The sequence below is a fragment of the Pseudomonas sp. ok266 genome, from assembly GCF_900110195.1.
Lineage (GTDB): Bacteria > Pseudomonadota > Gammaproteobacteria > Pseudomonadales > Pseudomonadaceae > Aquipseudomonas > Aquipseudomonas neuropathica.
Genome location: NZ_FOCU01000010.1, coordinates 99249 through 124055, shown reverse-complemented (window position 1 = coordinate 124055; position 24807 = coordinate 99249). Strand labels below are relative to the sequence as shown.

Genomic DNA, 24807 nt, shown 5'->3' with positions numbered 1-24807 from the left:
CCTCTCTCCTTCCTCTCGTGGCCAACGTCGCCGAAGTTGCAGCCATCACACTTACCCACGACTTCGCCGACAAAATCCACGAACGTGCAGGTATTTTTAACACTGGAAAATTCCCGGGGAACATCTGCCCGTCATCTCGGTCGGCTACAAAGAGTGATGAACGCGACGTACGTCAGAAGCGTGCAAAAACGCGACATTTTTAGTTGATCTCAGGCCCCTCACGCCCTAAAGTTTGCGCCGAACGTCCATGCTGGAAACGATCCATCCGGCTCAAGTACTGACGACGAGACAGCAAGGCCAAGGGTAAAACCACCCGTGGCCTTTTTGCTTTCGGCGACATGCCTTGGGAAGTAGGCGAACCAAAGTGGGGATACGGAGGGCGTTCATTTGCACCCATTGTTTAACTTAGTTTGCCAGTAGGAGTTCCCAGCATGTCGATCCAGGTCGAAGACTATTTCGCGCGCGCTACATTCGACAAAATGAAGGCGTTCGCCGACAAACAGGAAACCCCGTTCGTGGTGATCGACACCGCGATGATCGCCCAGGCCTACGATGACCTGCGCGCCGGTTTCGAATTCGCCAAGGTCTACTACGCGGTCAAGGCCAACCCGGCCGTCGAGATCATCGACCTGCTCAAAGAAAAAGGTTCGAGCTTCGACATCGCCTCGATCTACGAGCTGGACAAGGTAATGGATCGTGGCGTCAGCCCGGACCGTATCAGCTACGGCAACACCATCAAGAAATCCAAGGACATCCGCTACTTCTACGAGAAGGGCGTGCGTCTGTTCTCCACCGACTCCGAAGCTGACCTGCGCAACATCGCCAAGGCGGCCCCGGGTTCGAAAGTCTATGTGCGCATCCTCACCGAAGGCTCGACCACGGCTGACTGGCCACTGTCGCGCAAATTCGGCTGCCAGACCGACATGGCCATGGACCTGCTGATCCTCGCTCGCGACCTCGGTCTGGTGCCTTACGGCATCTCGTTCCACGTCGGCTCGCAGCAACGCGACATCAGCGTCTGGGACGCAGCGATCGCCAAGGTCAAAGTGATCTTCGAACGCCTGAAAGAAGAAGACGGCATCCACCTGAAGCTGATCAACATGGGCGGTGGCTTCCCGGCCAACTACATCACCCGCACCAACAGCCTGGAAACCTACGCTGAAGAAATCATCCGCTTCCTCAAGGAAGACTTCGGTGATGACCTGCCGGAAATCATTCTCGAGCCGGGCCGTTCGCTGATTGCCAACGCCGGTATTCTGGTCAGCGAAGTGGTACTGGTTGCACGCAAGTCGCGCACCGCCGTCGAGCGTTGGGTGTATACCGATGTGGGCAAGTTCTCCGGCCTGATCGAAACCATGGACGAAGCGATCAAGTTCCCGATCTGGACCGAGAAAAAAGGCGAGATGGAAGAAGTGGTCATCGCCGGCCCGACTTGCGACAGCGCCGACATCATGTACGAGAACTACAAGTACGGTCTGCCGTTGAACCTGGCGATCGGTGATCGTCTGTACTGGCTGTCGACCGGTGCGTACACCACCAGTTACAGCGCAGTTGAGTTCAATGGCTTCCCGCCGTTGAAGTCGTTTTACGTGTAAGAGCAACTGCGAGTTTCAAGCTGCTAGCTGCAAGTGAAAAGCCCATGACGTGTCATGGGCTTTTTTGTGTCTGTGCGTTCGGCTTGAAGTTTTGCCGGGTACTTGAGACCGAGGCCCCTCACCCCAGCCCTCTCCCGAGGGAGAGGGAGAGGGAGCCGATGTGTAAGCTTTTCAAAATTGAGTTCGACTGGATATCTCAGGTCGATGTATAGCGCCAGAACGACGCGGTCAGTCCCCTCTCCCCCTGGGAGAGGGCTAGGGTGAGGGCTTTGCGAATTCAGACGCGCTGCAAGTCTGTGCATCGAAGCGCGAACTGAGCAGCCATCCCCTGAATCCTGGGATCTGTCGCACCTGACAGCGTCTGACTCGCCACCCGCAGAAAATTCAGATTGCCGCCGGCCAAAGCTTTCTCAAGCCAATCGACCGCCTCATCAATCCGCCCCTCATCCGCTAAAACTGCAGCGAAACTGAACTGCCCACGAAAATCCCCACCGTCGGCCGAACGCCGATACCAATCGCGCGCCGCAACCGGATCCGCCGGGCACACCAGCCCCTCTTCCAGATACCGCCCCAGCAGATTCATCGATTTCGCATGGCCCAGTTCAGCCGCGCGGCGATACAGCGCCAATGCCTGAAGGTGATCTACCGCAACCCCGCGTCCCGTCGCGAGCAGATTGGCGAGGTTGTACATCGCCCAATCCAGTCCGGCATTCGCTGCGATCCGATAATGCTGCGCAGCAACCGACGCATCCGCCGCAATGCCCCAACCATGCTCATGACAACGCCCGAGCATGTTGCGCGCCATCAGGTGCCCACGCCCGGCAGCGATGCCGAACCAGCGCAGCGCCAGCGTTTGATCCTGGGCGATGCCTAGGCCGTCGAGCAGGATTTGCCCAAGCAACGCCTGCGCCTCTACTTCGCCCTCACCCGCCGCGAGCAAAATCGCCTGCGCGGCACGGGCCGGGCTTTCGGCGAGCATGGCGCTAAGTTGTTCGCCGTCGAGGACTTCTTCCCGACGCAGTTGAAAACTCATACCTCGACCCAGCGACGGAGCAAGTTGTGATACGTGCCGGTGAGGCGAATCAGTGACGGGTGATCAGGCAGGTCTTGACTCAGTTGCTGAATCGCCCCGTCCATCTCGAACAACAGCGCGCGCTGGCTATCTTCACGCACCAGACTTTGTGTCCAGAAGAACGACGCATAACGCGCGCCACGTGTGACCGCGTTGACCTTATGCAGGCTGGTGCCGGGGTACAAAACCATGTCGCCGGCCGGCAACTTCACCCGTTGCGTGCCGAAGGTGTCCTGGATCTCCAGCTCGCCGCCGTCGTAATCCTCGGGCTCGCTGAAGAACAGCGTCGCCGACAGATCGGTGCGCACCCGCTCGATGCTGCCCTTGGGTTGGCGCACGGCGTTATCGATGTGGAAATCGAAACTGCCACCGGCCGTGTAACAGTTCACTAACGGCGGGAAGACTTTGTGCGGCAACGCGGCGGACATGAACAGTGGATTTTTCCACAAACGTTCCAGCATCGCTGCGCCGATTTCCTTGGCCAGCGGATGACCTTCGGGCAGCTGCAAATTGTGCTTGGCCTTGGCCGACTGAAAGCCAGCGGTGATCTTGCCATCAGCCCAATCGGCCTGCTCCAGCGCCTCACGGATACGCTGCACTTCGTCTTTCGCGAACAGTCCGGGGATGTGCAGCAGCATGGCGATGTCACCTGATGGCAAAGAGGCGGCAATGGTATTGATTCTTATTGACTGTGTAAAACCCGAGAGACGAATGAACTGGCAAAAACCGTAAGGTTAAATTGTAAAGAATGTAAATTCAGTGCGAATAACAATGTTTCGCAATTGATACGAATAACTGTTTACCCTATATTCCGCGGCCTCAAATCCTTGGGGAGGGGAATAAAAATGGCACGTCAACACGCACAATTACCGGTCAGTTCACCACGTCTGCTCGCCTCTGCAATCGGTGTGGCAATCACCGCCGGTTCCGCTGGCCAGATGGTGTTCGCCGCTGAAAAAACCGACAGCAAAGCCTCCGGCAATGCCATCGCCCTGGACGCCACCGCCATCACCGGCGAAGCCCAGGATTCGACGTCCTATCAGGTCGAAAAAGCCTCCTCGCCCAAGTACACCGCGCCGCTGGTCGATACACCGCGCTCGGTCACCGTTATTCCGCAACAAGTGCTCAAAGACACCGGCGCCCTGAACATGCAGGACGCGCTGCGCACCGTGCCGGGCATCACCTTCGGCGCCGGTGAAGGCGGCAATCCACAGGGCGACCGTCCGTTCATTCGTGGTTTCGACGCGCAGGGCGACACCTACCTCGACGGCGTGCGCGACACCGGTTCGCAAAGCCGCGAAATCTTCGCCGTGGAAAACATTGAAGTCAGCAAGGGCCCGAACTCCGCCATCGGCGGTCGTGGCGCAGCGGGCGGCAGCATCAACCTGGTGAGCAAGAAAGCGCACCTGGGCAATTCGTTCGACGGCGGCTTCACCTGGGGCTCCGACCAGACTCAGCGCTATACCCTCGACGGCAACTACCAGTTCAGCGACACCGCCGCCGGCCGTCTGAACCTGATGAGCCACGAGAGCAATGTCGCCGGTCGCGACAAAGTCGATTACGACCGCTGGGGTATCGCCCCGTCCCTGGCGTTTGGCCTGGGCACCGACACCCGCGTCAACCTCGACTACTACCATCTCGAAAGCAACGACACCCCGGACTCGGGCGTGCCGTACACCATTCCAGCCGGTGGCTCCGCTGCACGCACCAAATCCAATCCGGACAAGCCTTACGCTGGCGGTGACCACAGCAATTTCTACGGTCTGGATCGTGACTTCCGCAAGGGCCGCACTGACACCGCGACCTTCGCCATCGAGCATGACCTGAGCGATTCGCTGACGATCAAGAACACCCTGCGTCACGGCAGCAGCATGCAGGATTACATCCTGACCCAGCCGGACGACAGTAAAGGCAACGTCAACAACGGCACGGTCTGGCGTCGGGCCAATACTCGGGTGAGCAACACCGATACCACCACCAACCAGACTGACCTGTTCGGCAATTTCTACGTCGCCGGCTTCAAGAACAGCTTCTCCACCGGCGTCGAATACACCCGTGAGGAAAGCCAGAAGTCTTCGTACAACGTCAACACCGACACCACGCCGCGCACCAGCGCAGTGACCACTAACTGCAACCCGGGCCTGATCGGCGCCGCCAGTGGCTACAACTGCACCTCGCTGTCGAACCCGAACCCGAACGATCCGTGGAACGGCGCGATTTCGCGCAACTACGCCGGCACCGACACCCAGGCCAACACCTACGCGCTGTATGTGTTCGATACCCTGGAGCTGTCCGAGCAGTGGCTGGTGAACATGGGCCTGCGTTACGACCACTTCGACACCGACTACAAGACCTACAACGCCGCTGGCACCACCACGTCCAAGGGCGATGACACCAGCGAGTTCGTCACCGGTCAGTTCGGCGTCGTCTACAAGCCTGCGGAAAACGGCAGCATCTACGCCTCCTACGCCACCTCGGCCACGCCACCGGGCAACACCTTGGGCGAGGGTCAGGAAGGCAACCCGTTGGGCGGCACCCCGGATCGCAGCGGCAACCTGCTGAGCAGCGACATGGAGCCGGAAACCACCAAGAACTATGAAATCGGCACCAAGTGGGATCTGCTCAACGATCGCCTGTCGCTGACCGCTGACATCTTCCGCACCGAGAAAGAAAACGCTCGTGTGCAAGTCGACACCACGTCGTACGAAAACGCCGGCAAGACCCGTGTGCAAGGTGTCGAGCTCTCGGCCAGCGGCAAGATCACTGACAAGTGGCAAGTGTTCGCCGGTTACGCCTTCATGGACAGCGAACAAGTCGACGGCGGCCCGCTGGGCAAGGCCAACGACGGCAACGAACTGCCTAACACGCCGAAAAACAGCGCCAGCCTATGGACCACTTACCAGGTCACGCCGAAGCTGACCCTCGGTGGCGGCGCGTTCTACGTCGACGATGTGTACGGCAGCGTGGCCAACACCACCATGGTTGACTCGTATGTTCGCTACGACGCGATGGCTGCGTACAAATTGACCAAGAACGTCGACCTGCAACTCAACGTGCAGAACCTGACCAACGAAACCTACTACGACAAAGCCTTCTCGACACACTTCGCCAACCAGGCGGCGGGCCGTACGGCACTGTTGAGCACCAACTTCCACTTCTGACCGATGTGGAAACCTGTGGGAGCGAGCTTGCTCGCGAAAGCGCTGGGTCAGTCAAGTAGAGGCTGACTGACACGACGCCTTCGCGAGCAGGCTCACTCCTACAGGGAATGCGCCGCCAGGCTTGGCCCCGTTCATTCCATTGAACGGGGCTTTTGTGCGTAATAAAGAACGCTTCTCGATAACCCACGGCATAATGCGCGCCGTGAAGACAATTTCCGAATGGACGGCGAGTGACGTGTTGAAGAAAACCCTGTTCCAGTTGCACTGGTTTTTTGGCATCACCGCAGGCCTGGTGCTGGCGTTGATGGGCATCACCGGCGCGGCCTATTCGTTTCAGGACGAAATCCTGCGGGCGCTGAATCCCTCCGTCCTGCAGGTGGAAAAACAAGTCGCCGGTGTCTTGCCGCCCGTCGAACTGGTCGAGCGCATCGAAGCCACGTCGGGGAAAAAAGTCTCGATGCTCTGGGTCGAGACCGACAGCGGCAATGCCGCCAAGGTGTTCTTCACCCCGCCCAAGGGTGAACGTCGCGGCGAGATGCGCTACTTCGACCCGTACACCGCCGAGTTCATGGGCGACGCGGTCGGCCAGGATTTCTTCGGCCTGATGCTGCAACTGCACCGTTTCCTCGCCATGGGCGATACCGGGCGCAACATCACTGGCGCCTGCACGCTGATCCTGCTGTTTTTCTGCCTCTCTGGTTTGTATCTGCGCTGGCCACGGCAGTGGCACAGCTGGCGCGTGTGGCTAACGCTGGACTGGAAGAAAAAGGGCCGCGCCTTCAACTGGAACCTGCATTCGGTAGCCGGTACATGGTGCTTGTTGGTGTATCTGCTGCTGGCACTGACCGGGTTGTCGTGGTCATACGAGTGGTACAACAAAGGCCTGACCAAGCTGCTTTCCGACGCACCACAAAACGAGCGCGTGCGCGGTGGTCGTGGCCCGGCACCGGAAGGCCCTGCGCCGACAGCCGATTACGCGGCGATGTGGAGCAGCATCTACAGCGCCGCTGGCCCGGGTCTGGCCGCGTACAACATCCGCATGCCGGCCATCGCTGGCCAACCGGCGACCGTGTTCTACCTGCTCGACAGCTCGCCGCATGATCGCGCCCTGAACCAGATCACCCTCGACCCGGCCACGGGCCTGGTCAAACGCGTCGACCGTTACGCCGACAAGAGCTTCAAGGCGCAACTGCTGACCAGCATTTATGCGCTGCACGTCGGCAGCTATTTCGGCCTGGTCGGGCGGATCATCATTACCCTCGCGGCAGTGTGCATGCCGCTGTTCTTCATCACCGGCTGGCTGCTGTACCTCGACCGTCGGCGCAAGAAAAAGCAGATCAAGGATGCGCGCAAAGGCCTCGGACAACCGACTGGCAATGCCTCGGCGTGGCTGATCGGTTTCGCCAGCCAGAGTGGTTTTGCCGAACAACTGGCATGGCAGACCGCCGGCCAATTGCAGGCTGCCGGACTGCCGGTGAAAGTGCAGCCGCTGGCGAATGTCAGCGAGCAGGATCTGCGTGAATCGAACAACGCGCTGTTTGTGGTGAGCACGTTCGGCGACGGCGAAGCGCCGGACAGCGCGCGCGGATTCGAGCGCAAAGTGCTGGGCAAAGCGGCAACCCTCGACAGTCTGAATTACTCGGTGCTCGGTCTCGGCGATCGTCAATATCAGCACTTCTGTGGTTTCGCCAAACGCCTGCACCAATGGTTGGCGGAGCACGGCGGCAAGACATTGTTCGCGCCGGTCGAAGTCGACAGCGGTGATCCCTATGCCCTGCGCCATTGGCAAACCCAACTTGGCCTACTCACCGGGCAAGCGCCCGTGGATACCTGGCAAGCACCGAGTTACGACAACTGGACGCTGGTACGCCGCGAACTGATGAACCCGGACAGCAGCGGTGCGCCGGTTTACTTGTTGGGCCTGAGCGCACCGAACACCAGCAGTTGGCTGGCCGGTGATCTGGTCGAAGTGCTGCCGCGCAACTGCCCGTGGGCCATCGAACACTTCCTCGACGGCCTCGGCATTCGTGGCGAAACCACCGTGAAAATCAACGGCCTCGACGAGCCGCTGGAAGTCGCGCTGGCCTCGCGGCAATTGCCCGAGCACCGTGCACATCTGGTCGGTCTGCATGCGCAATCGCTGGTCGACGCGATGGTGCCGCTGGCCATGCGCGAATACTCGATCGCCTCGATTGCCGCCGACGGCGTGCTGGAGTTGATCGTGCGCCAGGAACAGCATGCCGACGGCACCCTTGGCATCGGTTCCGGCTGGCTGACTGAGCACGCGCCCGTGGGCGGAAGTATCAGTTTGCGGGTGCGACGCAACAGTGGTTTCCATCTGCCGAACGAACCGCTGCCGATGATTCTACTGGGCAACGGTACGGGTCTGGCCGGGTTGCGCAGCTTGCTCAAGGCGCGGATTGCCGATGGTCAGCAGCGCCAGTGGTTGCTGTTTGGCGAGCGCAATCGTGAGCACGATTTCCTCTGCCGCGCGGAGCTGGAAGAGTGGTTGATCAATGGTGATCTGGAACGGCTGGACCTGGCGTTTTCGCGGGATCAGGCTGATAAGGTTTATGTGCAGGATCGCTTGCGTGAGTCGGCTGCAGAGTTGAAGAAATGGCTGGCGGACGGGGCGGTTATTTATATCTGTGGCAGCTTGCAGGGGATGGCTTCGGGGGTTGATCAGGTGCTCAATGATATCCTCGGCAGCGCCGAAGTCGAACGCCTGATCGAACAGGGCCGCTATCGCCGCGACGTCTATTAAAAGCCCCTCACCCTAACCCTCTCCCGGAGGGAGAGGGGACTGATTGGGGGAGATTCACGCAATACGCCGACCTGAACGTGCTTCACCGAATCCATAATCGAGAAAGGCTTTGTATCCAATCTCATAATCGATACGGTCTTTCAGGTCGACGTACCTCTTCAGACACCACGGTCGGCCCCCTCTCCCTCTGGGAGAGGGCTGGGCGGGCGGCGTTCCGATGAGGGTTAGCTTTTGATCTTCAAACCGGCTGCAACTTCTGTTCAAAAACCGCCACCCCATTCAAATCCCGCAACACCACGCTCATCTCCCCACTCCCCCCTTCAATATTCACCTCGCCAAAAAACTGAAACCCGGCAAACGGCGAAGTGTTTTGCGCCGGCGGCGCTTTCTCGAACACCACCTCCGGGCCAAAGGTTTTATCCAGTGGATTAGGCCCGAAACTCCCGGCGTTCAGCGGCCCGGCGACAAACTCCCAGAACGGTTCGAAATCCTGAAACGCCGCGCGATCCGGGTGATAGTGATGCGCCGCGCAGTAATGCACATCTGCCGTGAGGAAGACAAAATTGCGCACCTGCTGCGCACGCAGATAGCCGAGCAATTCGGCGATTTCCACCTCGCGCCCCTGCGCAGGTCCCGGATCACCGTTAGCCACCGCTTCCCAACGCGCCACACCCGGACTGACCTCACCATCCGGCACGCCCAGACCGATCGGCATGTCGGCGGCAATGACCTTCCACTGGGCTTTGGATTTCTTCAAGCCGCGCTTGAGCCAGTTCAGTTGCTCACGCCCCAGGAACGGTTTCGCCGCGCCGAGGTTGTCGTCATTGGCGCCGCGATAACTGCGCATGTCGAGCACGAACACATCGAGCATCGGCCCATAACTCAACTTGCGATAAATCCGCCCGCCACCGTCAGCGGCCTGCAAACGCATCGGTGAATATTCCAGCCACGCCTTGCGTGCACGCCCGACCAGGGTGTGGATATCTTTCTCCTGGTAGCGCTCATCAAGCTGCTTGCCCGGCGACCAGTTGTTGACCACTTCATGGTCGTCCCACTGCCAGATCTGCGGCACCTCGGCGTTGAAGCGGCGAATGTTTTCGTCCATCAGGTTGTAGCGGTAATTGCCGCGATAATCGTCGAGGGTCTGCGCGACTTTGCTCTTGGCTTCGGTGGTGAGGTTGCGCCAGATGCGACCGTTTTCCGTGGTGAGCTGCGCGGGTACCGGGCCGTCGGCGTAGATGGTGTCGCCGCTGTGGATAAAGAAGTCCGGCAGGCGCAGACGCATGGCTTCATAGATGCGCATGCCGCCGATGTCCGGGTTGATGCCGAAGCCCTGGCCGACGGTGTCGCCGCTCCAGACGAAACGAATATTGCGCCGCGCCGTCGGAGCGCTGCGCAGGTGACCCAACCACGGTTCGCTGGCGACGCCGGTGCGCGCGTCCTTGAAATACACCCGATAGAAAATCGCCTGATCGGCGGGCAGCCCGGTCAGTTCAACGCGGGCGGTGAAGTCACTGCGGGCATCGGCCAGCGCCGAGACCACCCGGCGCGGGTGACGAAACTGGCTGCGGGTGTCCCACTCGACCACCATATGCGCGGGGCGATCGCTGCGGCTCCAGATCATCGCGCGGTCGCCTTGCAGATCGCCGGACTGCACGCCGTCGGTCAACTGCGGGCGATCCTTGACCGACGCAATCACCGCCGGCGCCAGGCTTGGCATCAGCAGACCGGCACCAACGACTTGCATGACACGCCGGCGACCGGGGTTGAAATCGCTCATGGTGTTCTCCCTGAAAAAAGGAAAACTTAAGCACGCTCACATGACTCGGAAATGACACCAGACACACCACACAACCCATGTGGGAGCGAGCTTGCTCGCGAATGCGTGCTATCAGTCGAAATCTTCTTCGATGACACACCGCTTTCGCGAGCAAGCTCGCTCCCACAGGGTTTTGTGGTGCCAGTTAAGCCTTCGCCGGTTCCAGCGCCAGCTCAACGGCCTCCGGGCGTTTGACCGTCGCATAGACCACAGCCGTCAAGAGGCTCCCCGCGACAATCGCCAGCAAATACAGCAACGCATGATTGATCGCATTCGGAATCGCCAGCACAAACAAGCCACCGTGCGGCGCCATCAGTTTGCAGCCGAAGTACATCGACAATGCACCTGTCAGCGCGCCACCAGCGATGCTCGCCGGAATCACCCGCAACGGATCTTTCGCGGCAAACGGAATCGCCCCTTCGGAGATAAAGCACAGCCCCAGCACGAAGGCAGCCTTGCCGGCCTCGCGTTCAGTCTGGGCGAATTTGCGCCGCGCAATGAATGTGGCGATGCCCAGACCAATCGGCGGCACCATTCCTGCAGCCATGGTCGCGGCCATCGGTGCATAACTCTGCGACGCCAGCAGACCTACCGAGAACGCGTACGCGGCTTTGTTGATCGGCCCGCCGAGGTCGACGCACATCATGCCACCGAGCAGCACACCGAGCAGAATCGCGTTGGTGGTGCCCATGCTGTCGAGGAAATGCGTGAGCGCCCCGAGCATGCCGGCGACCGGTTTACCGACCACGTAAATCATCACCAGACCGGTGATCAGGCTGGCAAACAACGGGATGATCAGAATCGGTTTCAGCGCTTCGAGACTTTGCGGCAAGGCGACATATCGACTGATAGCTTTGGCCGCATAACCGGCGATAAACCCGGCGATGATGCCGCCGATAAACCCGGCGCCCAGCGTACTGGCAAGCAAACCACCAATCATCCCCGGCGCCAAGCCCGGACGGTCGGCGATCGAGTAAGCGATGTAACCGGCCAGCAGCGGCACCATCAACTTGAACGCCGTCTCACCGCCGATCTGCATCAGCGCAGCGGCCAACGTGCCTTCTTCCTTGAACGCGGTGATGCCGAAGACGAACGACAGCGCGATCATCAAACCGCCGGCCACGACCATCGGCAACATGAATGACACGCCGGTCAGCAGGTGTTTATAGATGCCGGTTTTCTCTTGCCTGGCCGGTGCCTGGCCGTCACTCGCGGCGCTTTCCACAGCGCCTTCGGCCAAGGCTTTTTTCAGCGTGGCTTCGGACTGCTTCAAGGCGATCCCGGTGCTGCAGCGATAGATCTTCTTGCCGGCAAAACGCTCGGTGGCGACTTCGATATCCGCCGCCAGCAACACCACGTCTGCGTCGGCAATCGCCGCCGCGCTCAACGGGGTTTTTGCGCCCACCGAGCCTTGGGTTTCGACTTGCAAGTCATAGCCCAGGCGCTTAGCGGTTTGCTGCAAGGCTTCGGCGGCCATGAAGGTGTGCGCGACACCGGTCGGGCACGCGGTGATGGCGACGATGCGCGGTGCACGCGGCGCATCAGCGATCGGTTCAGCCGCGCTGGCGACGTAAACCTCAGCCTCTTCAGCACCACGACGCAGCACCGCTTCGACATCCTGCAACGCCTGCGCCGGGGCGATCTGGAACACCCGTTTGCCGACAAAGCGGCTCATGTCCACCGTGCCGGTGGTGACCAGCAACACCCATTCCGCCGCCGCAATGGTCGCAGCCGACAATTCGCGCTCAGGGTGCGCTGCATCGACCACTTCAACGCTGGTGCTCCAGCCCTGACGCTGCGCCGCCGCATCGAGCAGACGCGCGCACAGCACACTGGTGACCATGCCGTTCGGGCAAGCCGTAACAATGGCTAATTTCATGACAAACCCTCTTATTGTTCTGTCAGGGGACGCACGCGCACGCCCTGTTCGAGCTGCGCCAGTTGCGCCGCGTCGTTGATGCCAAAACCGATCTGGGTCACCGCCATCGCCGCAATCGCGGTGGCCGTGCGCAGGGTTTGCTCGGGCGTATCGGCGCTGAGCAAACCGTGGAGCATGCCGGCCAACAGCGAATCACCAGCACCGACCGTGCTGGCAACGCTGACCTTCGGTGGCGTGGCGTGCAGTGCCGAACCGACGCTGAACCAGTTCACGCCATCAGCACCGTGAGAAATCACCACGTGCTCGATACCTTGCGCATGCAAGCGCGCCGCTGCTTGCGCTTCCGCCGCGTGGGAAACCACGTCGCAACCGAGCGCGTCGGCGAGTTCTTCGGTGTTCGGTTTGATCAGCCATGGACTGGCTTTCAAAGCTTCGCGCAATGCTGCGCCGCTGCTGTCGAGAGCGACTTTCAAACCGAGCTGGTTGAGACGCTCGATCAGTTCACGCAACCACTGCGCCGTCACGCCACGCGGCAAACTGCCAGCTACCACCACCGCATCGTGACCCGGTGCAATCTGCACCAGTCGATCGAGCAACGCTTGCTGCGCGGCGGCATCGACCACCGGTCCAGGGCCGTTGATGTCGGTGATGCGGCCACTCTGTTCAGCTACTTTGATGTTGCTGCGCGTCTCGCCCGGCACGCGGATAAACGCGTCGACAAAACCACGCTTGGCGAACAGGGTTTCGAACGCTTGCAGATTGTCTTCACCGAGAAAGCCGCTGACCGTCAGTTGATGGCCGAGGTCGGCCAGCACCTGCGCGACGTTCACGCCTTTGCCGGCAGCGTGGGTGTGCATCTCGTCGCTGCGATTGACCTGACCCGCCTCCAGGCGTGGCAGTTCGACGGTGAGGTCGAGCGCCGGATTGAGGGTCAGGGTAAGAATCTTGGCCATTACAGGGCCTCCACTAATGCGCGCACTTCGTTCGCGCTGCCCACGGCCAGGGCGTGTTGAGCAAGGGTTTGCGCCTGGGTCAGGCTGAGTTCGCGGATGCGCGCCTTGACTTCGGCAATGCTGCGACCGGAAACGCTGAGTTCATCGACACCGAGGCCGACCAGCACCGGCACCGCCAGCGGATCTGCCGCCAGCTCACCGCAGACGCCGACCCATTTGCCGTGGGCATGGGCCGCGCGCACGGTGATGTCGATCAGTTGCAGCACCGCCGGGTGCAAGCCATCCGCCTGCGCCGACAGGGTCGGGTGACCACGGTCGATGGCCAGTGTGTACTGGGTCAGGTCGTTGGTGCCGACACTGAAGAAGTCGACCTCCTTGGCCAGTACCGGTGCGAGCAGAGCGGCGGACGGCACTTCAATCATGATCCCCAGTTGCAGATCAGCAACCGGGATTTCCAGGCGCAGACGTTCGGTCATGTCGCGGGCCTGACGCCACTCTTCGACGCTGCCAACCATAGGGAACATGATCCGCAGCGGACGGTTATCCGCCGAACGCAGCAGGGCGCGCAATTGCGCTTCCATGATCTGCGGACGTTGCAGGGTCAGGCGAATACCGCGCACACCGAGGAACGGGTTTTCTTCTTTGGCAATCGGCCAATACGGCAGCGGTTTGTCGCCGCCGACATCCAGCGTGCGCACCACCAGCGGACGACCGGCGAGGCCATCGAGGACGCGGCGGTATTCGGCTTCTTGCGTGGCTTCGTCGGGCGCTTGCGGGTGGGCCATGAAAATCAGTTCGGTACGCAGCAGGCCAATGCCTTCGGCGCCCTGCTCCACCGCACTGATCACGCCCGCGCTTTCGCCGATGTTGGCGAACACTTCGACCGCGTGGCCATCGGTGGTGTGTGCTGGTTGATGGCGTTGTTCGGCGGCAATCTTCAAGCGTTGCTCACGGGTGTCGCGTTCTTCGGTGGCGCGTTGCAGGGTCGCCGCATCGGCGTCGACGTGCAGGCGACCGCGTTGGCCGTCGAGCAGCAACGGTGTGCCCGGCGTCAGCAACAACACCGCTGCGCCAGCGCCGACCAGCGCTGGAATTCCGAGAGCACGGGCGACGATTGCACTGTGCGCCGTGGCGCCGCCGCGCGCGGTGAGAATCCCCGCCACGCGCACCGGATCCAGCCGCGCGACATCGGACGGACCGACCTCGTCCATCACCAGAATGTACGGTTGCTCAGGCTCGCTCGCCGTTTGCACGCCACACAGTTGCGCCAACACGCGACGACCAACGTCACGCAGGTCCGCCGCCCGTTCGGCGAGCAACGCGTCCTGTAGCGATTCCTGTTGTTTGGCCGCCGCTTCGATCACCGCCATCCACGCCGCTTCGGCGCTTTCGCCTTGCTTGAGGCGGGTGTCGACTTCATCGGTGAGTTCCGGATCGTCGAGCATTTCCTGATGGGTGATAAAGATCTCGCGGATGGCTTTGGCTTTGCTGCGTTCGATCAGGCCCTGAATGTCACTGCGCACGTCGCTGAGCGCTTGCTTGAGACGTTCGCGCTCAACGGCGGCGGACTCGCCGCGCAGCGGGTAATCGATGGTTTGCTGAACCTGAATATGCGCAGGCCCGATGGCAATGCCAGGGGCTGCCGGGATCGCCTGCAACTGAGCGCCGGACGCCGGGGCGATCAGCACTTCGGCGATGTCGGCAATGACCTCGCGCTGCTGGCTTACGGCTGGCAGCGGCTCGACTTCTTCGCCGAGGCCTTCTTCGATCGCGGCCAAGAGTGCCGGCAAGGCGTCAGCGGCGATGCTCGGTTCCGCGATCAACTCCAGCACCTGACCGCGACGGGCGCCGAGGCTGAGCAGCTTGCTCAGGCTCTTCACCGACACGGCGCTGTCCTGGCCGTCGACGATGCGCACACGAATTTCGCCATCAAAACTCTTCGCCAGTTGCGCAAGGATCTTCGCCGGGCGCGCGTGTAAACCATGGGCGTTGGCCAGGGCAATGCGTGCGCTCGGCCAATCGGCGGGCAATTCACCGCCGAGCACTTCAAGGACTTTACGGCTGCTGGTGGCGCGGCCCAGCTCATGGCCGCGACCTTCAATCAGCAACGCGCAAAGACGTTCAAGCAACGCCTGATGCGCTTCGCCAAGGCTGGCCAGACAGAACAGACCGCTGAGCGGCTGACCGAGGTAGCGCATCGGTTTGTCCGGCGTCACGAACGCCAGGCCCGGACGCTTCACGGTCTGCTCGCTGTGCAGCCACCACAGGCCATCGCCCAGCGGCAGCGCTTCGACTTGTTGCAACACACCGGCAAAACCGTTGCTCACACAATCGGCCTGACGCAACAGACGCGCGCCACGCCAAACCAGTTCTTCGAAATCGTCAGCCGACACGCCGAGGCCAATCATCTGTGCATCCAGCGCCAGTTCCTGTGGCGCGCCTTGCAGCAATTTCAGCAGCGCTTCGGGGGAACTGGCACGACGCAGAGCCTGGCCCAGATCGGTCTCGCCGAGGGCGCGGGTCAGCAGTTGCAGCAGGCGCAGGTGTTCGTCGGATTTGGCGGCGATGCCGATGGCCAGATAAACGATCTGGCCATCGCCCCAATCCACGCCTTCCGGGAACTGCATCAGGCGCACGCCAGTGGCGAACACCTGATCACGGGTTTGCGGCGTTCCGTGGGGAATGGCAATACCTTGACCGAGAAAGGTCGAGCCCTGGGCTTCCCGTGCCTGCAATCCAGCGAGGTAACCGTCAGCAACCAGACCATCGGCCACCAGGTGATTGGCGAGTAGTTGCAGGGCAGCGGGTTTATCCACAGCCGATTGGCCCATGGATATCTGCTCTATAGTGAGCTCGAGCATGCGATCTCCTTTTTGGCGCTTTATGAGTGCCAGGTATTGTTTTGGATGGTTTGCAGCTTAGGCGCTTTACCGCTTTGCTTTTTAGCGGCAGTTTTGGCGGTTTCACGGCAGAACCGGCCAAAGACGTCTAAAACGTAGAAAATACGCCTGCTGAAACGTTTAATCTAGATTGATCGGCACGTTACTCGATAATGTCCCATCCTTGAAGTCCAACTTGTCGGATGCGCTGCGACAATAGTCGCCTGCCCTAATCGGGTAGGATTGGCGAAAATGTCGCGGCAAGCTCGAAAAAACAAGGAAATCCCGGGTTGAAACTCAGTGATATTGCGCGGTTGGCCGGAGTGTCCGTGACCACCGCCAGCTACGTCATCAACGGCAAGGCCGAACAGCAACGCATCAGCACCGCCACCGTCGAGCGGGTGCGGGCGGTGGTCGATCTGCACGGCTTCACGCCAAACCCACAAGCGGCCGGGCTGCGCAGTCGGCACACGCGCACGCTGGGCTTTATTCTGCCGGATCTGGAAAACCCCAGTTACGCGCGGATCGCCAAGCTGCTCGAGCAAGGTGCGCGAGCACGCGGCTATCAGTTGCTGATCGCCAGCTCCGACGATGCGCCAGACAGCGAGCGGCAGTTGCTGCAACTGTTCAAGGCGCGCCGCTGCGATGCGCTGATCGTCGCCAGTTGCCTTCCGGCCGGCGATGACAGTTATCGGCAGTTGCAGGCCAAAGGTCTGCCGATCATCGCCATCGACCGGGTCATGGAACCCGAGCATTTCTGCTCGGTGATCAGTGACGACCGCGAAGCCAGCCTGCACCTGACCCAGAGTCTGCTTGACCCGCAACCGAAGCAGATCGTACTGCTCGGCGCGCGTCCGGAACTGAGCATCAGTCAGGAACGTGCCGCCGGTTTCAAAGAGGCACTGGTCGACTTCAAAGGCGAAGTGCTGGTCGAACACGCCGAATCCTTCAGTCGCGAATGCGGCAAGCAATTGATGGAAGAACTCCTGCAGCGTCTGGGACATTTGCCGGATGCGCTGGTGACAACGTCCTACGTGCTGCTGCAAGGCGTGTTCGATGCGCTGCATGACTTCCCGCTGAAATCGCGGCCGCTGCGCCTCGGCACCTTCGGTGATACGCAGTTGCTGGATTTCCTGCCGCTGCCGGTCAATGCCATGGCCCAGCAGCACCAGTTGATCGCCGACAAGGCGCTGGAACTGGCGCTGGCCGCTGTCGAGCAGTCGGAGTACAAGCCTGGCGTGCAGGCCATTGCGCGGACCTTCAAGCAACGTATTCACCGGGACTGAACCGTGGAGCTGATCGACAGCCACACCCACCTCGACTTCCCCGACTTCGACGCCGACCGCTCGGCGTTGCTCGCCGAAAGCCGCGCCCTCGGGGTGCGGCGGATGGTCGTGCTGGGCGTCTATGAGGGCAATTGGCAACGGGTGTGGGATCTGGTGCAGAGCGATGTCGATTTGTACGCGGCATTCGGCCTGCACCCGGTGTATCTCGATCAGCATCGACCCGAAGATTTATCGGCGCTCGGTGATTGGCTGACGCGATTGCGCGGTCATCGGCAATTGTGTGCGGTGGGCGAGATCGGTCTGGATTACTTCATCGAAACCCTCGACCGCGAGCGGCAACAGGCGCTGTTCGAGGCGCAACTGCAACTGGCCGCAGACTTTCAGTTGCCAGCGCTGATCCATGTGCGACGCAGCCACGCGGCGGTGATCGCGACGCTCAAGCGCTTCAAGCTCAAACGCGCGGGGATCATCCACGCCTTTGCCGGCAGCCGTGAAGAGGCGCGGGAATACATCAAACTCGGTTTCAAACTGGGCCTCGGCGGCGCACCGACCTGGCCACAAGCGTTGCGCATGCATCGGGTGCTGGCGGAACTGCCACTGGATTCGATTGTGCTGGAAACCGATTCACCGGACATGGCACCTGTCATGTTTCCCGGTCAGCGCAACAGTCCGGCGCACTTGCCGGCGATCTGCGAGGCGCTGGCCGGACTGATGAATATCAGCCCGCAACAACTGGCCACGGCCAGTACCGCCAACAGCTGCGAAGTATTCGGCTGGTAATCAGTCGGCGTGCGCCTTGGCCGCCTCCAGAATCAGCGTCAGGTGTTGCCGCTGGCGCGCGTAACGGACGACCACGAAGTACACAAAGATCGTGATCAGTGACGCGTTCAGTTGCTCAGTGACGCTAAGCAGTCCCACCCATTCCATCACCAGCGCCACCAGCAGCGCGGTGCACACCGTCAACGAAGCACTGAAACGCAGCAGCGCCAGTGAGTCGAGCGACTTGAAGCGCTTGATCTGTTGCGGGCATCGCAGCTCGAGCGCTTTCTGGCAATGCTCGCAGGTAAACGGTTCATTGATCGAGATGGCATTGAGCTGCCAGGGTTTGAGCAGCAGCGTGGTCTGGCAATGAGCGCAACGGCCCAGAACCCCCAAGGTTGCGGCAGACATGAGCGACCTCCTCTACGCGAACGATTGGGTATGGATACTGGCTCATTGATGGGGAAATGCCAGAGCCTGGAGGGAAACAGGATTGGGCTTACGGCCGGAAGTGAAGAAGTACTACAAAGGGTTCTGACAAAACCCAAAACCCTGTGGGAGCGAGCCTGCTCGCGAAGGCGGTGTATCAGGTGACAGAGATGTCACTGACAGATTGCATTCGCGAGCAGGCTCCCACAGTTTTTCGTGCGTGCCTCAGACGAGGAACGCGCTGATCAGCTGTTTAAGCTCAACGACCTGGGCTGACAGCGCCCGGCTGGCATCTTCGGTCTGATGCGCACCTTGCGCCGTGCGCTCGCCGGCGCGGTTGATCTCGACGATGTTCTGATCGATGTCGTGGGCCACCGCAGTTTGCTGTTCAACCGCAGCGGCGATCTGCTGGTTCTGATCGACGATCATGCCGACCGCACCGAGGATGTTTTCCAGCGCCTGCTGGACTTTTTCCGACTGCCCCACCGTGCCATTGGCCATCTGATGGCTGACGCCCATGGCTTTCACCGCCGCGCCGACGCCGCCGTGCAGCTTGGCGATCATCTGTTCGATTTCTTCAGTTGATTGCTGAGTGCGTTTGGCTAGCGTGCGCACCTCGTCGGCGACCACGGCAAAACCGCGTCCCTGCTCGCCGGCACGCGCCGCTTCAATCGCAGCGTTGAGCGCCAGCAGGTTGGTTTGTTCGGCGATGCTTTTGATCACTTCCAGTACGCGGCTGATCGACTGACTATCGCTGGCTAACTGGTTGATCACCACCACCGACTGGTCGATTTCGCTGGCCAGCGCAGCAATGCTGCCCTGCTGCGACTCGACCAGGCCACGGCCACTGATGGTCTCGTCATTGACGCTATGGGCGCTGCTCACCGCTGCCGCCGCACTGCGCGCCACCTCCAGTGAAGTCGCCGACATCTGGTTCATCGCCGTTGCCACTTGCTCGATCTGCGTGCGTTGCCCGGCGACCGCCTGATTGCTCTGCGCAGAGACGTTTTCAACCTGCCCGGCCTGGCGCTCGACCTCAGCGACAGTCAGACCTACACGCTCGATCAAGTCGTGAATCTTCCTCACCGTGCCATTGAAGACTTCGCCCAACTCGCCCAGCTCATCGCGGCTATTGGCTTTGAAGTTGACCGTCATGTCGCCGGCCGCGACCTTGTCCATCATCGCCCCGAGGCGTTTCAGTGTGGTGCGGGTCGAGGCGTAGAAACCGCCGTAGAGATAGAAAATCAGCACGAACACCACCGACAGCGCCACCGCCTGCAAGACCATGTGTGTGCGGTTCTGCGCCAGACGCTGCTGCAATTGCGTGTCGAGAAATTTCAACGTGGCGTCGTTGAGCTGGTAAGTCCTGTCGATCAGCGCGGTGACCTGATCGTAAAACGCCTGCCACGGCGCATCGAGGGTGTCGGCCATCACCACCTGTTCCTCGAACAGTTCGCTGGCCTGTTTCAGCGAGGCCTTGCTGCTGTCGGCCGCCGTGCTGAGGGTATCCCGCGCGGCTTTGCTCGAGCCGAGGGCGTCCTGCAGCTTCAGACCGTACTCAGCCAGGAGTTTTTCGATCTGCACCAGCAACTCATCGAAACGCGTACTCGAAGAACTGTTGAGAAAACCCTGGCCCAATGAATACGAGCCCATGGCCCGACCTTCGCCAAGGGTTTGCGTGACGGTCGGGGTGATCAGGGTGACCAGTTCGCTGAGCTGACGGATATCGCTCTGGTTGTCGCGGCTCAGGCCGGCCTGACTGGTGATGATCTGGCTGAAAATCTGCGCACTGGCGAGCACTTTGCTGATCAACGCGCTTTTGCTCTGCAGTGAGTTTTCCGCTTGCTGGGCCTTGAACGCGGCAATCATTTCGTCGCGTTTACCATCGAAGACCTGAATCTGCTCGGGATCGTCGGTCATCGCCGTCAGCCCTTGCAGGCGTGCCATAACCGCTTGTTCGAGCGTAGTGATCTGCGCCTCGATATTCCCGGCCTTGCCGGACTGGCCGAGGGTGACGTTGATCTGTACCAGATTGTTGAGCGTTTCCAGATCCCGACGCAGGGCCAGGCTACTGCCCAGCAGATCAAGGCTTTGCAGCTCGACCCGAGTGCCCTGGAATTCGCGATAGGAATCGCGCACCAGATAAAAATTGGTCACCAGCATCGGCACCAGAAACAGCACGCTGATCAGGCTGAACTTCATGCCGAAGCTCAGACGGTTCATCAGCGAGACGGCGGGATAGAGCAAGCTCTTCACTGGAAGTCTCCCTTGGTTTTTCTTGTTTTTATTGGCAGGCGCGGGGCGACAGCAGATAGCCACTATCGAGCGCCATCTCTGTATAGCTCAAATCGGAGGGAGGTTTTGTAACTTAAGGTTAACGAAAAAACCTCGCAGCCTGCGGCAGCTCCTTCAGGAAATACACAATCCCTGTGTAGGAGCGGCCGCAGGCTGCGATCTTCGGATCTTTGTTTAAATCAATGAAATCAGTGGATCAAGACGGTCCACAAGGCAAACCCGGCGTACCACAGCACCGCCGCGCGCAAGAGCAATTCCCACAGGCAATCGAGGGTGTTGATGCCGTCCGGACCGACCACGGGAGGTGGAATCTCCCCCGCCGCCAGACCGACCCGGTTGATCAATTGTGCAGCGCTGATGTTCCAGTTCAGCAGTTCATGCAGCATTACCCGGCTGACCGCGACAAAGTTGCCGACCAGCGCCAGACTCGCCGCCAGCAAGCGTACCGGCAGCCAGTCAAAGGCATGCCGCAGTTGCGCGGCGCGCTCGACCAGCGCCGGGTTCTGGCCGTGCTCCTGCGCCAGCGCCAACAGGCGATACGCCAAAGCCGCCACCGGGCCGAGCACGAAATACCAGAATATCACCGCAAAAAAGCTCTGATAGGCCTGCCACAGCAGATGCCCCTGCACGCTTTCAAGCAACTGCTCGCCGCTGTCGGCGCAGATATCCAGATCGCGCTTGGCCACATGCGCTGCGGCTTGCAGATCTTCACGCCGCCAGGCATCACGGAATGGCCCGAGACCGCCGAGCAAATCGCCGCGCCCCAGGCTGTAAATCACCACCAGCAAATGCACCGGCAACGCCAGCAAGCCGTAGGCCACAGGCTCCAGTACCAAGAGCAACAACGCCAACAGCGCCACCGGGAACAGCACCAGAATCGTCAGCACCAGCCAAGGCTGTCTGGCCAGGCGCGTGCTGGTTTCGAGTTTGTTCAGTTCGCGGATCCATCCGCCATCGCGTTGAACCCGATGACGCAGGGCCGAAAACTTCTCGATCCACAACGCCAGCAGTAACACCAGAAAACTCATTGTCCTTCCTCTTGTGCCAGGGCCGCGCGGTAACGCGCCCAGTCGAATGCCGGGCCAGGATCGGTCTTACGCCCGGGTGCTATGTCGCTGTGCCCACAAATGCGGGCGCCGGTGATGGCCGGAAATGCGCTTTGCAACTGGCGGGTCAACGCCGTCAACACCTGATACTGCGCGTCGGTGAACGGCAGATCATCGGTGCCTTCGAGCTCGATGCCCACGGAAAAATCGTTACAGGTTTCTCGTCCATCGAAGACCGAGACGCCGGCATGCCACGCTCGCTCAAGACAGGAGACAAACTGGGTGACCTTGCCGTCACGTTCAATCAGAAAGTGCGCCGAGACGCGCAGGTCAGCAATCCCTGCAAAATAGGGATGTTCGGTGACATCCAGACGATTCTGGAAAAATTCCTGCACCTTGCCCGTGGCGAACTGCGCCGGCGGCAGGCTGATGTTGTGGATGACCAACAGGGAAATTTCGCCCGCTGGGCGCTCATTGAAGTTGGGCGATGGGCAGACCTGCACCCCATGACACCACCCGCTAGCGGGATCCAACTGCATACCGATTCCTTCAACGCCGACTGTGTTGGCGCCCAGTATGCCGTGATCGGCCCCCGACGCGCGATCACTTGCCGCGATTGAGTCGTCGCAGATTGCCCAGCACCGACTCCAGCGCGCGATCGAACAACAAGGTGTCGTCCAGCGCACGCACCGCTCCGCGCTCGAATTCCAAGGCCAGTGCAATGCGGCTGCGCTCCAGCACCTTCATCCCGGTGCGATCGACAAATACATACTTGCCGGTGACTTCGATGATGGCCGCGAGTTTGCAGCGCAGACTGTTTTCATCGTCTTCCTGAAACGCCACCCAACTGCCAAGACGCAGTTGCTCGACCTGGCGCAGACCGGCGGCGTCGTGAGGCAAACGTACCGAGGTCAACGCCGCGCTGCCTTCATCAGCGGTTTGCAGGATGATCTGTTGCGACACCTCGACCATGGGCAAAGCCTGCTCGGCCTGCTCGGAGCGCTCCAGCACCCGCACATGCAAGGCTTCCAGCTCACTGAAAAACTCGCTGGTGGCGAACGGATCGAACGCCGAACTGCTCAGACCATCACGCAGTGCCTTGAGCAAGCCCGGCACCAGCGCCAGCAAGCGCAGGCTGGATTCAGCGTCGTCATGGCGCTGCACACTCCAGATCAGTTGCTCCATTGTTTGCACATCGGCCTGCCATTCAGCGGACTGATCGCCATGTTTAAGGCACGTCAGCAGCAGTACTTTGCTCCAGGCGTCCTGGACGAAGGTGACCACGGTCGGCGGCAGGGTCTTGCCCAGCAGCGCTTGATTCAACGCGCGCTCGACCCGACGCCGCGCCAGTTCGGTTTTTGCCCGCCCCTCTTCAGCATCACGCAGGCGCTGTTCAAGCAGCTCGCTGCGGCGGCGTTCATCGCTGGTGAAGGCGAGAAAGTCAGCCAGCAACTCGGAAAAAATCGCCGGGTCGTCGACGAAATCGTTGAGCAGGCGCTGCACCACTTGTTCGATACGCAGGTACAAGCTGTCGCGTGCCTCACCGTCGCAATCGCCCCAGCCCATGGCCGCCGCGGCGATTTCGTTGAGCAGGCGCCGCGCCGGGTGGGTGCTGCGGCTGAAGAAACTCTTGTCGAGTACCGCGACCTTGAGCATCGGGATCTGCAACCGGGCGATCAGGGCCTTGAGCGAATCCGGCACATTGCGGTCTTCAAGAATGCAGTCAAAGACCATCGCGATCAGGTTGATCACGTCTTCGTCCGCATCGCCGACGATCCGCGATTTGCCGCTTCTGACGCTGACCCGGGTCAACAGTTGTTCGAGCTGATTGCGCAGATCAAAGTCATCCTGCGCCGCCAGCGCGGGCACGTACTGTTGCAAATGCGAGAGCAGGCGCAGCAGGTCGCGGGTGGAAATCGGTTGCGCCGCGACGCTGGGTTCCAGCGTCGGCGCGACACTGCCGCGCACCTGTGCGAGCAACTTCTGCAACGCGGCGAAAACCTCCTGCACGCCTTCGTCGACGGGCGGCGTGTCGTCGCGTTCCTCGCTGTGCACATTGGCGATCGCACGATCAATTGCGCGACGTGCAGGGGCCGCTTTCAACTCGGGCAACACACCGGTGGCGAGCAACAATTGATTGGCTTCGGCGTAAAGCTGCTCGGTGTCGGCCAATACATAGCGCTCGAACAGTTTGAGCAGGATCAGCTTGACCTTGATTTCCACGCCCAGATTACGCCCGGCCTGGAGGAAAAACTCGCAGAGCCGCGCCGGGCCGAGCGGGTTGTGCTGATCGTCGAGGGTGTTGCCGAGCAGCGCGTTAAGGCGCGCGGTCAGTTGATCGAGGGCGAAGCCGTCACGCTTGAGCACGCGACCGACCATGGTCTCGACCGCCACGCTGCGCTCCATGTCGTCGCTGCGCGGTGCCAGCTCGTCGTAGATCAGGGCGTGCGGCAGCGTGTTGTGCGTGGGATCGTATTGCGTCAGGCCGACGAAGGCTTCGAAAAATTGCTCAAGGAAGCCACGCTCGATGTTTTTGCGCTTGAGGCGCAAGTCGCGCATGGCTTCGAAAAAGATATTCTGCTCGACATCGTTGCGCGCCCGGTCGGCCATTTCGAACAGCGTGTCGTCAGCGTTATCGAACAGCTCCTGCAAGCCGTGGCGCAGTTGCTGGGCAGCCTTGTCGCGAACCTGAAGCAGAATCACAGGCAGGCGGGCGAGCGGCGAGTGATTTGCCTGATCGGTAGCGCCCTTGTGCAAAGGCACCACTTTCCCGTCGTTGTGCATCCAAGCCTCCTGAAACGGTGATTCGTTCGGTCACTTGCAACATAAGCCTCCTGTGGGAGCGAGCTTGCTCGCGAAGGCGATCTGTC

15 protein-coding genes and 1 pseudogene are annotated in these 24807 nt (G+C 60.7%); 5 read left to right on the top strand and 11 right to left on the bottom strand.

Going from position 1 to position 24807, the window contains the following annotated elements:
- The first annotated feature begins 431 nt into the window (after window positions 1-431).
- Window positions 432-1595 carry a type III PLP-dependent enzyme gene (locus tag BMY54_RS19480; protein ID WP_007915304.1) on the top strand — a complete coding sequence of 388 codons (1164 nt, stop codon included), beginning with the start codon at window positions 432-434 and terminating at the stop codon, window positions 1593-1595.
- A gap of 277 nt (window positions 1596-1872) precedes the next feature.
- Here the strand turns inward: BMY54_RS19480 and BMY54_RS19475 are convergent, their stop codons facing one another.
- Entirely contained in the window at window positions 1873-2628 is a 756-nt protein-coding gene (locus tag BMY54_RS19475; RefSeq protein WP_093435832.1) for a tetratricopeptide repeat protein, read from the bottom strand.
- Window positions 2625-3305, bottom strand: a complete 681-nt coding sequence (locus tag BMY54_RS19470) for a Fe2+-dependent dioxygenase (RefSeq protein ID WP_093435829.1) — start codon at window positions 3303-3305, stop codon at window positions 2625-2627. Before BMY54_RS19470 ends, BMY54_RS19475 begins: the two co-directional genes overlap by 4 nt.
- 207 nt (window positions 3306-3512) lie before the next feature.
- On the opposite strand from BMY54_RS19470, the gene BMY54_RS19465 reads away from it, so the two are divergent.
- On the top strand, window positions 3513-5828 hold the full coding sequence (locus tag BMY54_RS19465; RefSeq protein ID WP_093435826.1) for a TonB-dependent receptor: 2316 nt from the start codon (window positions 3513-3515) through the stop codon (window positions 5826-5828).
- Between the two features lie 235 nt (window positions 5829-6063).
- Window positions 6064-8592 (top strand): PepSY domain-containing protein, encoded by a 2529-nt coding sequence (locus BMY54_RS19460; protein WP_093436294.1) that lies wholly within the window; start codon window positions 6064-6066, stop codon window positions 8590-8592.
- Window positions 8593-8830: 238 nt separating this feature from the next.
- On the opposite strand, the gene BMY54_RS19455 is transcribed toward BMY54_RS19460, so the two are convergent.
- The 4 genes from BMY54_RS19455 to ptsP all read right to left on the bottom strand — a co-directional run bounded on the left by BMY54_RS19455 (window position 8831) and on the right by ptsP (window position 16104).
- Window positions 8831-10372, bottom strand: coding sequence for an alkaline phosphatase D family protein (locus BMY54_RS19455; RefSeq protein WP_093435823.1), 1542 nt, complete (start codon window positions 10370-10372; stop codon window positions 8831-8833).
- Between the two features lie 184 nt (window positions 10373-10556).
- Entirely contained in the window at window positions 10557-12290 is a 1734-nt protein-coding gene (locus BMY54_RS19450) for a PTS fructose-like transporter subunit IIB (RefSeq protein ID WP_093435818.1), read from the bottom strand.
- An 11-nt stretch (window positions 12291-12301) separates the two neighbouring features.
- Window positions 12302-13243, bottom strand: coding sequence for a 1-phosphofructokinase (pfkB, locus tag BMY54_RS19445; protein WP_093435812.1), 942 nt, complete (start codon window positions 13241-13243; stop codon window positions 12302-12304).
- On the bottom strand, window positions 13243-16104 hold the full coding sequence (gene ptsP, locus BMY54_RS19440) for a phosphoenolpyruvate--protein phosphotransferase (protein ID WP_093435809.1): 2862 nt from the start codon (window positions 16102-16104) through the stop codon (window positions 13243-13245). The genes pfkB and ptsP overlap by 1 nt, the downstream gene beginning before the upstream one ends.
- 308 nt (window positions 16105-16412) lie before the next feature.
- Between ptsP and cra the strand changes: the two genes are divergently transcribed.
- Window positions 16413-17408: a catabolite repressor/activator gene (gene cra, locus BMY54_RS19435; protein ID WP_093435805.1), complete on the top strand. Its 996-nt coding sequence runs from the start codon at window positions 16413-16415 to the stop codon at window positions 17406-17408.
- 3 nt (window positions 17409-17411) lie between these two features.
- Window positions 17412-18188 (top strand): TatD family hydrolase, encoded by a 777-nt coding sequence (locus BMY54_RS19430; protein WP_093435802.1) that lies wholly within the window; start codon window positions 17412-17414, stop codon window positions 18186-18188.
- Here BMY54_RS19430 and BMY54_RS19425 read toward each other — a convergent pair whose 3' ends face one another.
- From BMY54_RS19425 to BMY54_RS19405, 5 genes and pseudogenes are all read right to left on the bottom strand, one after another.
- The gene (locus BMY54_RS19425) at window positions 18189-18578 is read right to left on the bottom strand and encodes a hypothetical protein (protein ID WP_093435799.1); all 390 of its coding nucleotides are present in this window, start codon (window positions 18576-18578) and stop codon (window positions 18189-18191) included. It lies immediately after the preceding gene.
- A 243-nt stretch (window positions 18579-18821) separates the two neighbouring features.
- Window positions 18822-19394 (bottom strand): annotated as a pseudogene (locus BMY54_RS31385) (methyl-accepting chemotaxis protein); the annotation flags it as partial.
- Window positions 19395-21079: 1685 nt separating this feature from the next.
- Window positions 21080-21919 (bottom strand): regulatory signaling modulator protein AmpE, encoded by an 840-nt coding sequence (gene ampE / locus BMY54_RS19415; protein ID WP_093435791.1) that lies wholly within the window; start codon window positions 21917-21919, stop codon window positions 21080-21082.
- Window positions 21916-22476 (bottom strand): 1,6-anhydro-N-acetylmuramyl-L-alanine amidase AmpD, encoded by a 561-nt coding sequence (gene ampD / locus BMY54_RS19410; protein ID WP_093435788.1) that lies wholly within the window; start codon window positions 22474-22476, stop codon window positions 21916-21918. Before ampD ends, ampE begins: the two co-directional genes overlap by 4 nt.
- Before the next feature lie 64 nt (window positions 22477-22540).
- Window positions 22541-24721: a DUF1631 domain-containing protein gene (locus BMY54_RS19405; RefSeq protein WP_093435785.1), complete on the bottom strand. Its 2181-nt coding sequence runs from the start codon at window positions 24719-24721 to the stop codon at window positions 22541-22543.
- Between the last annotated feature and the right edge of the window lie 86 nt (window positions 24722-24807).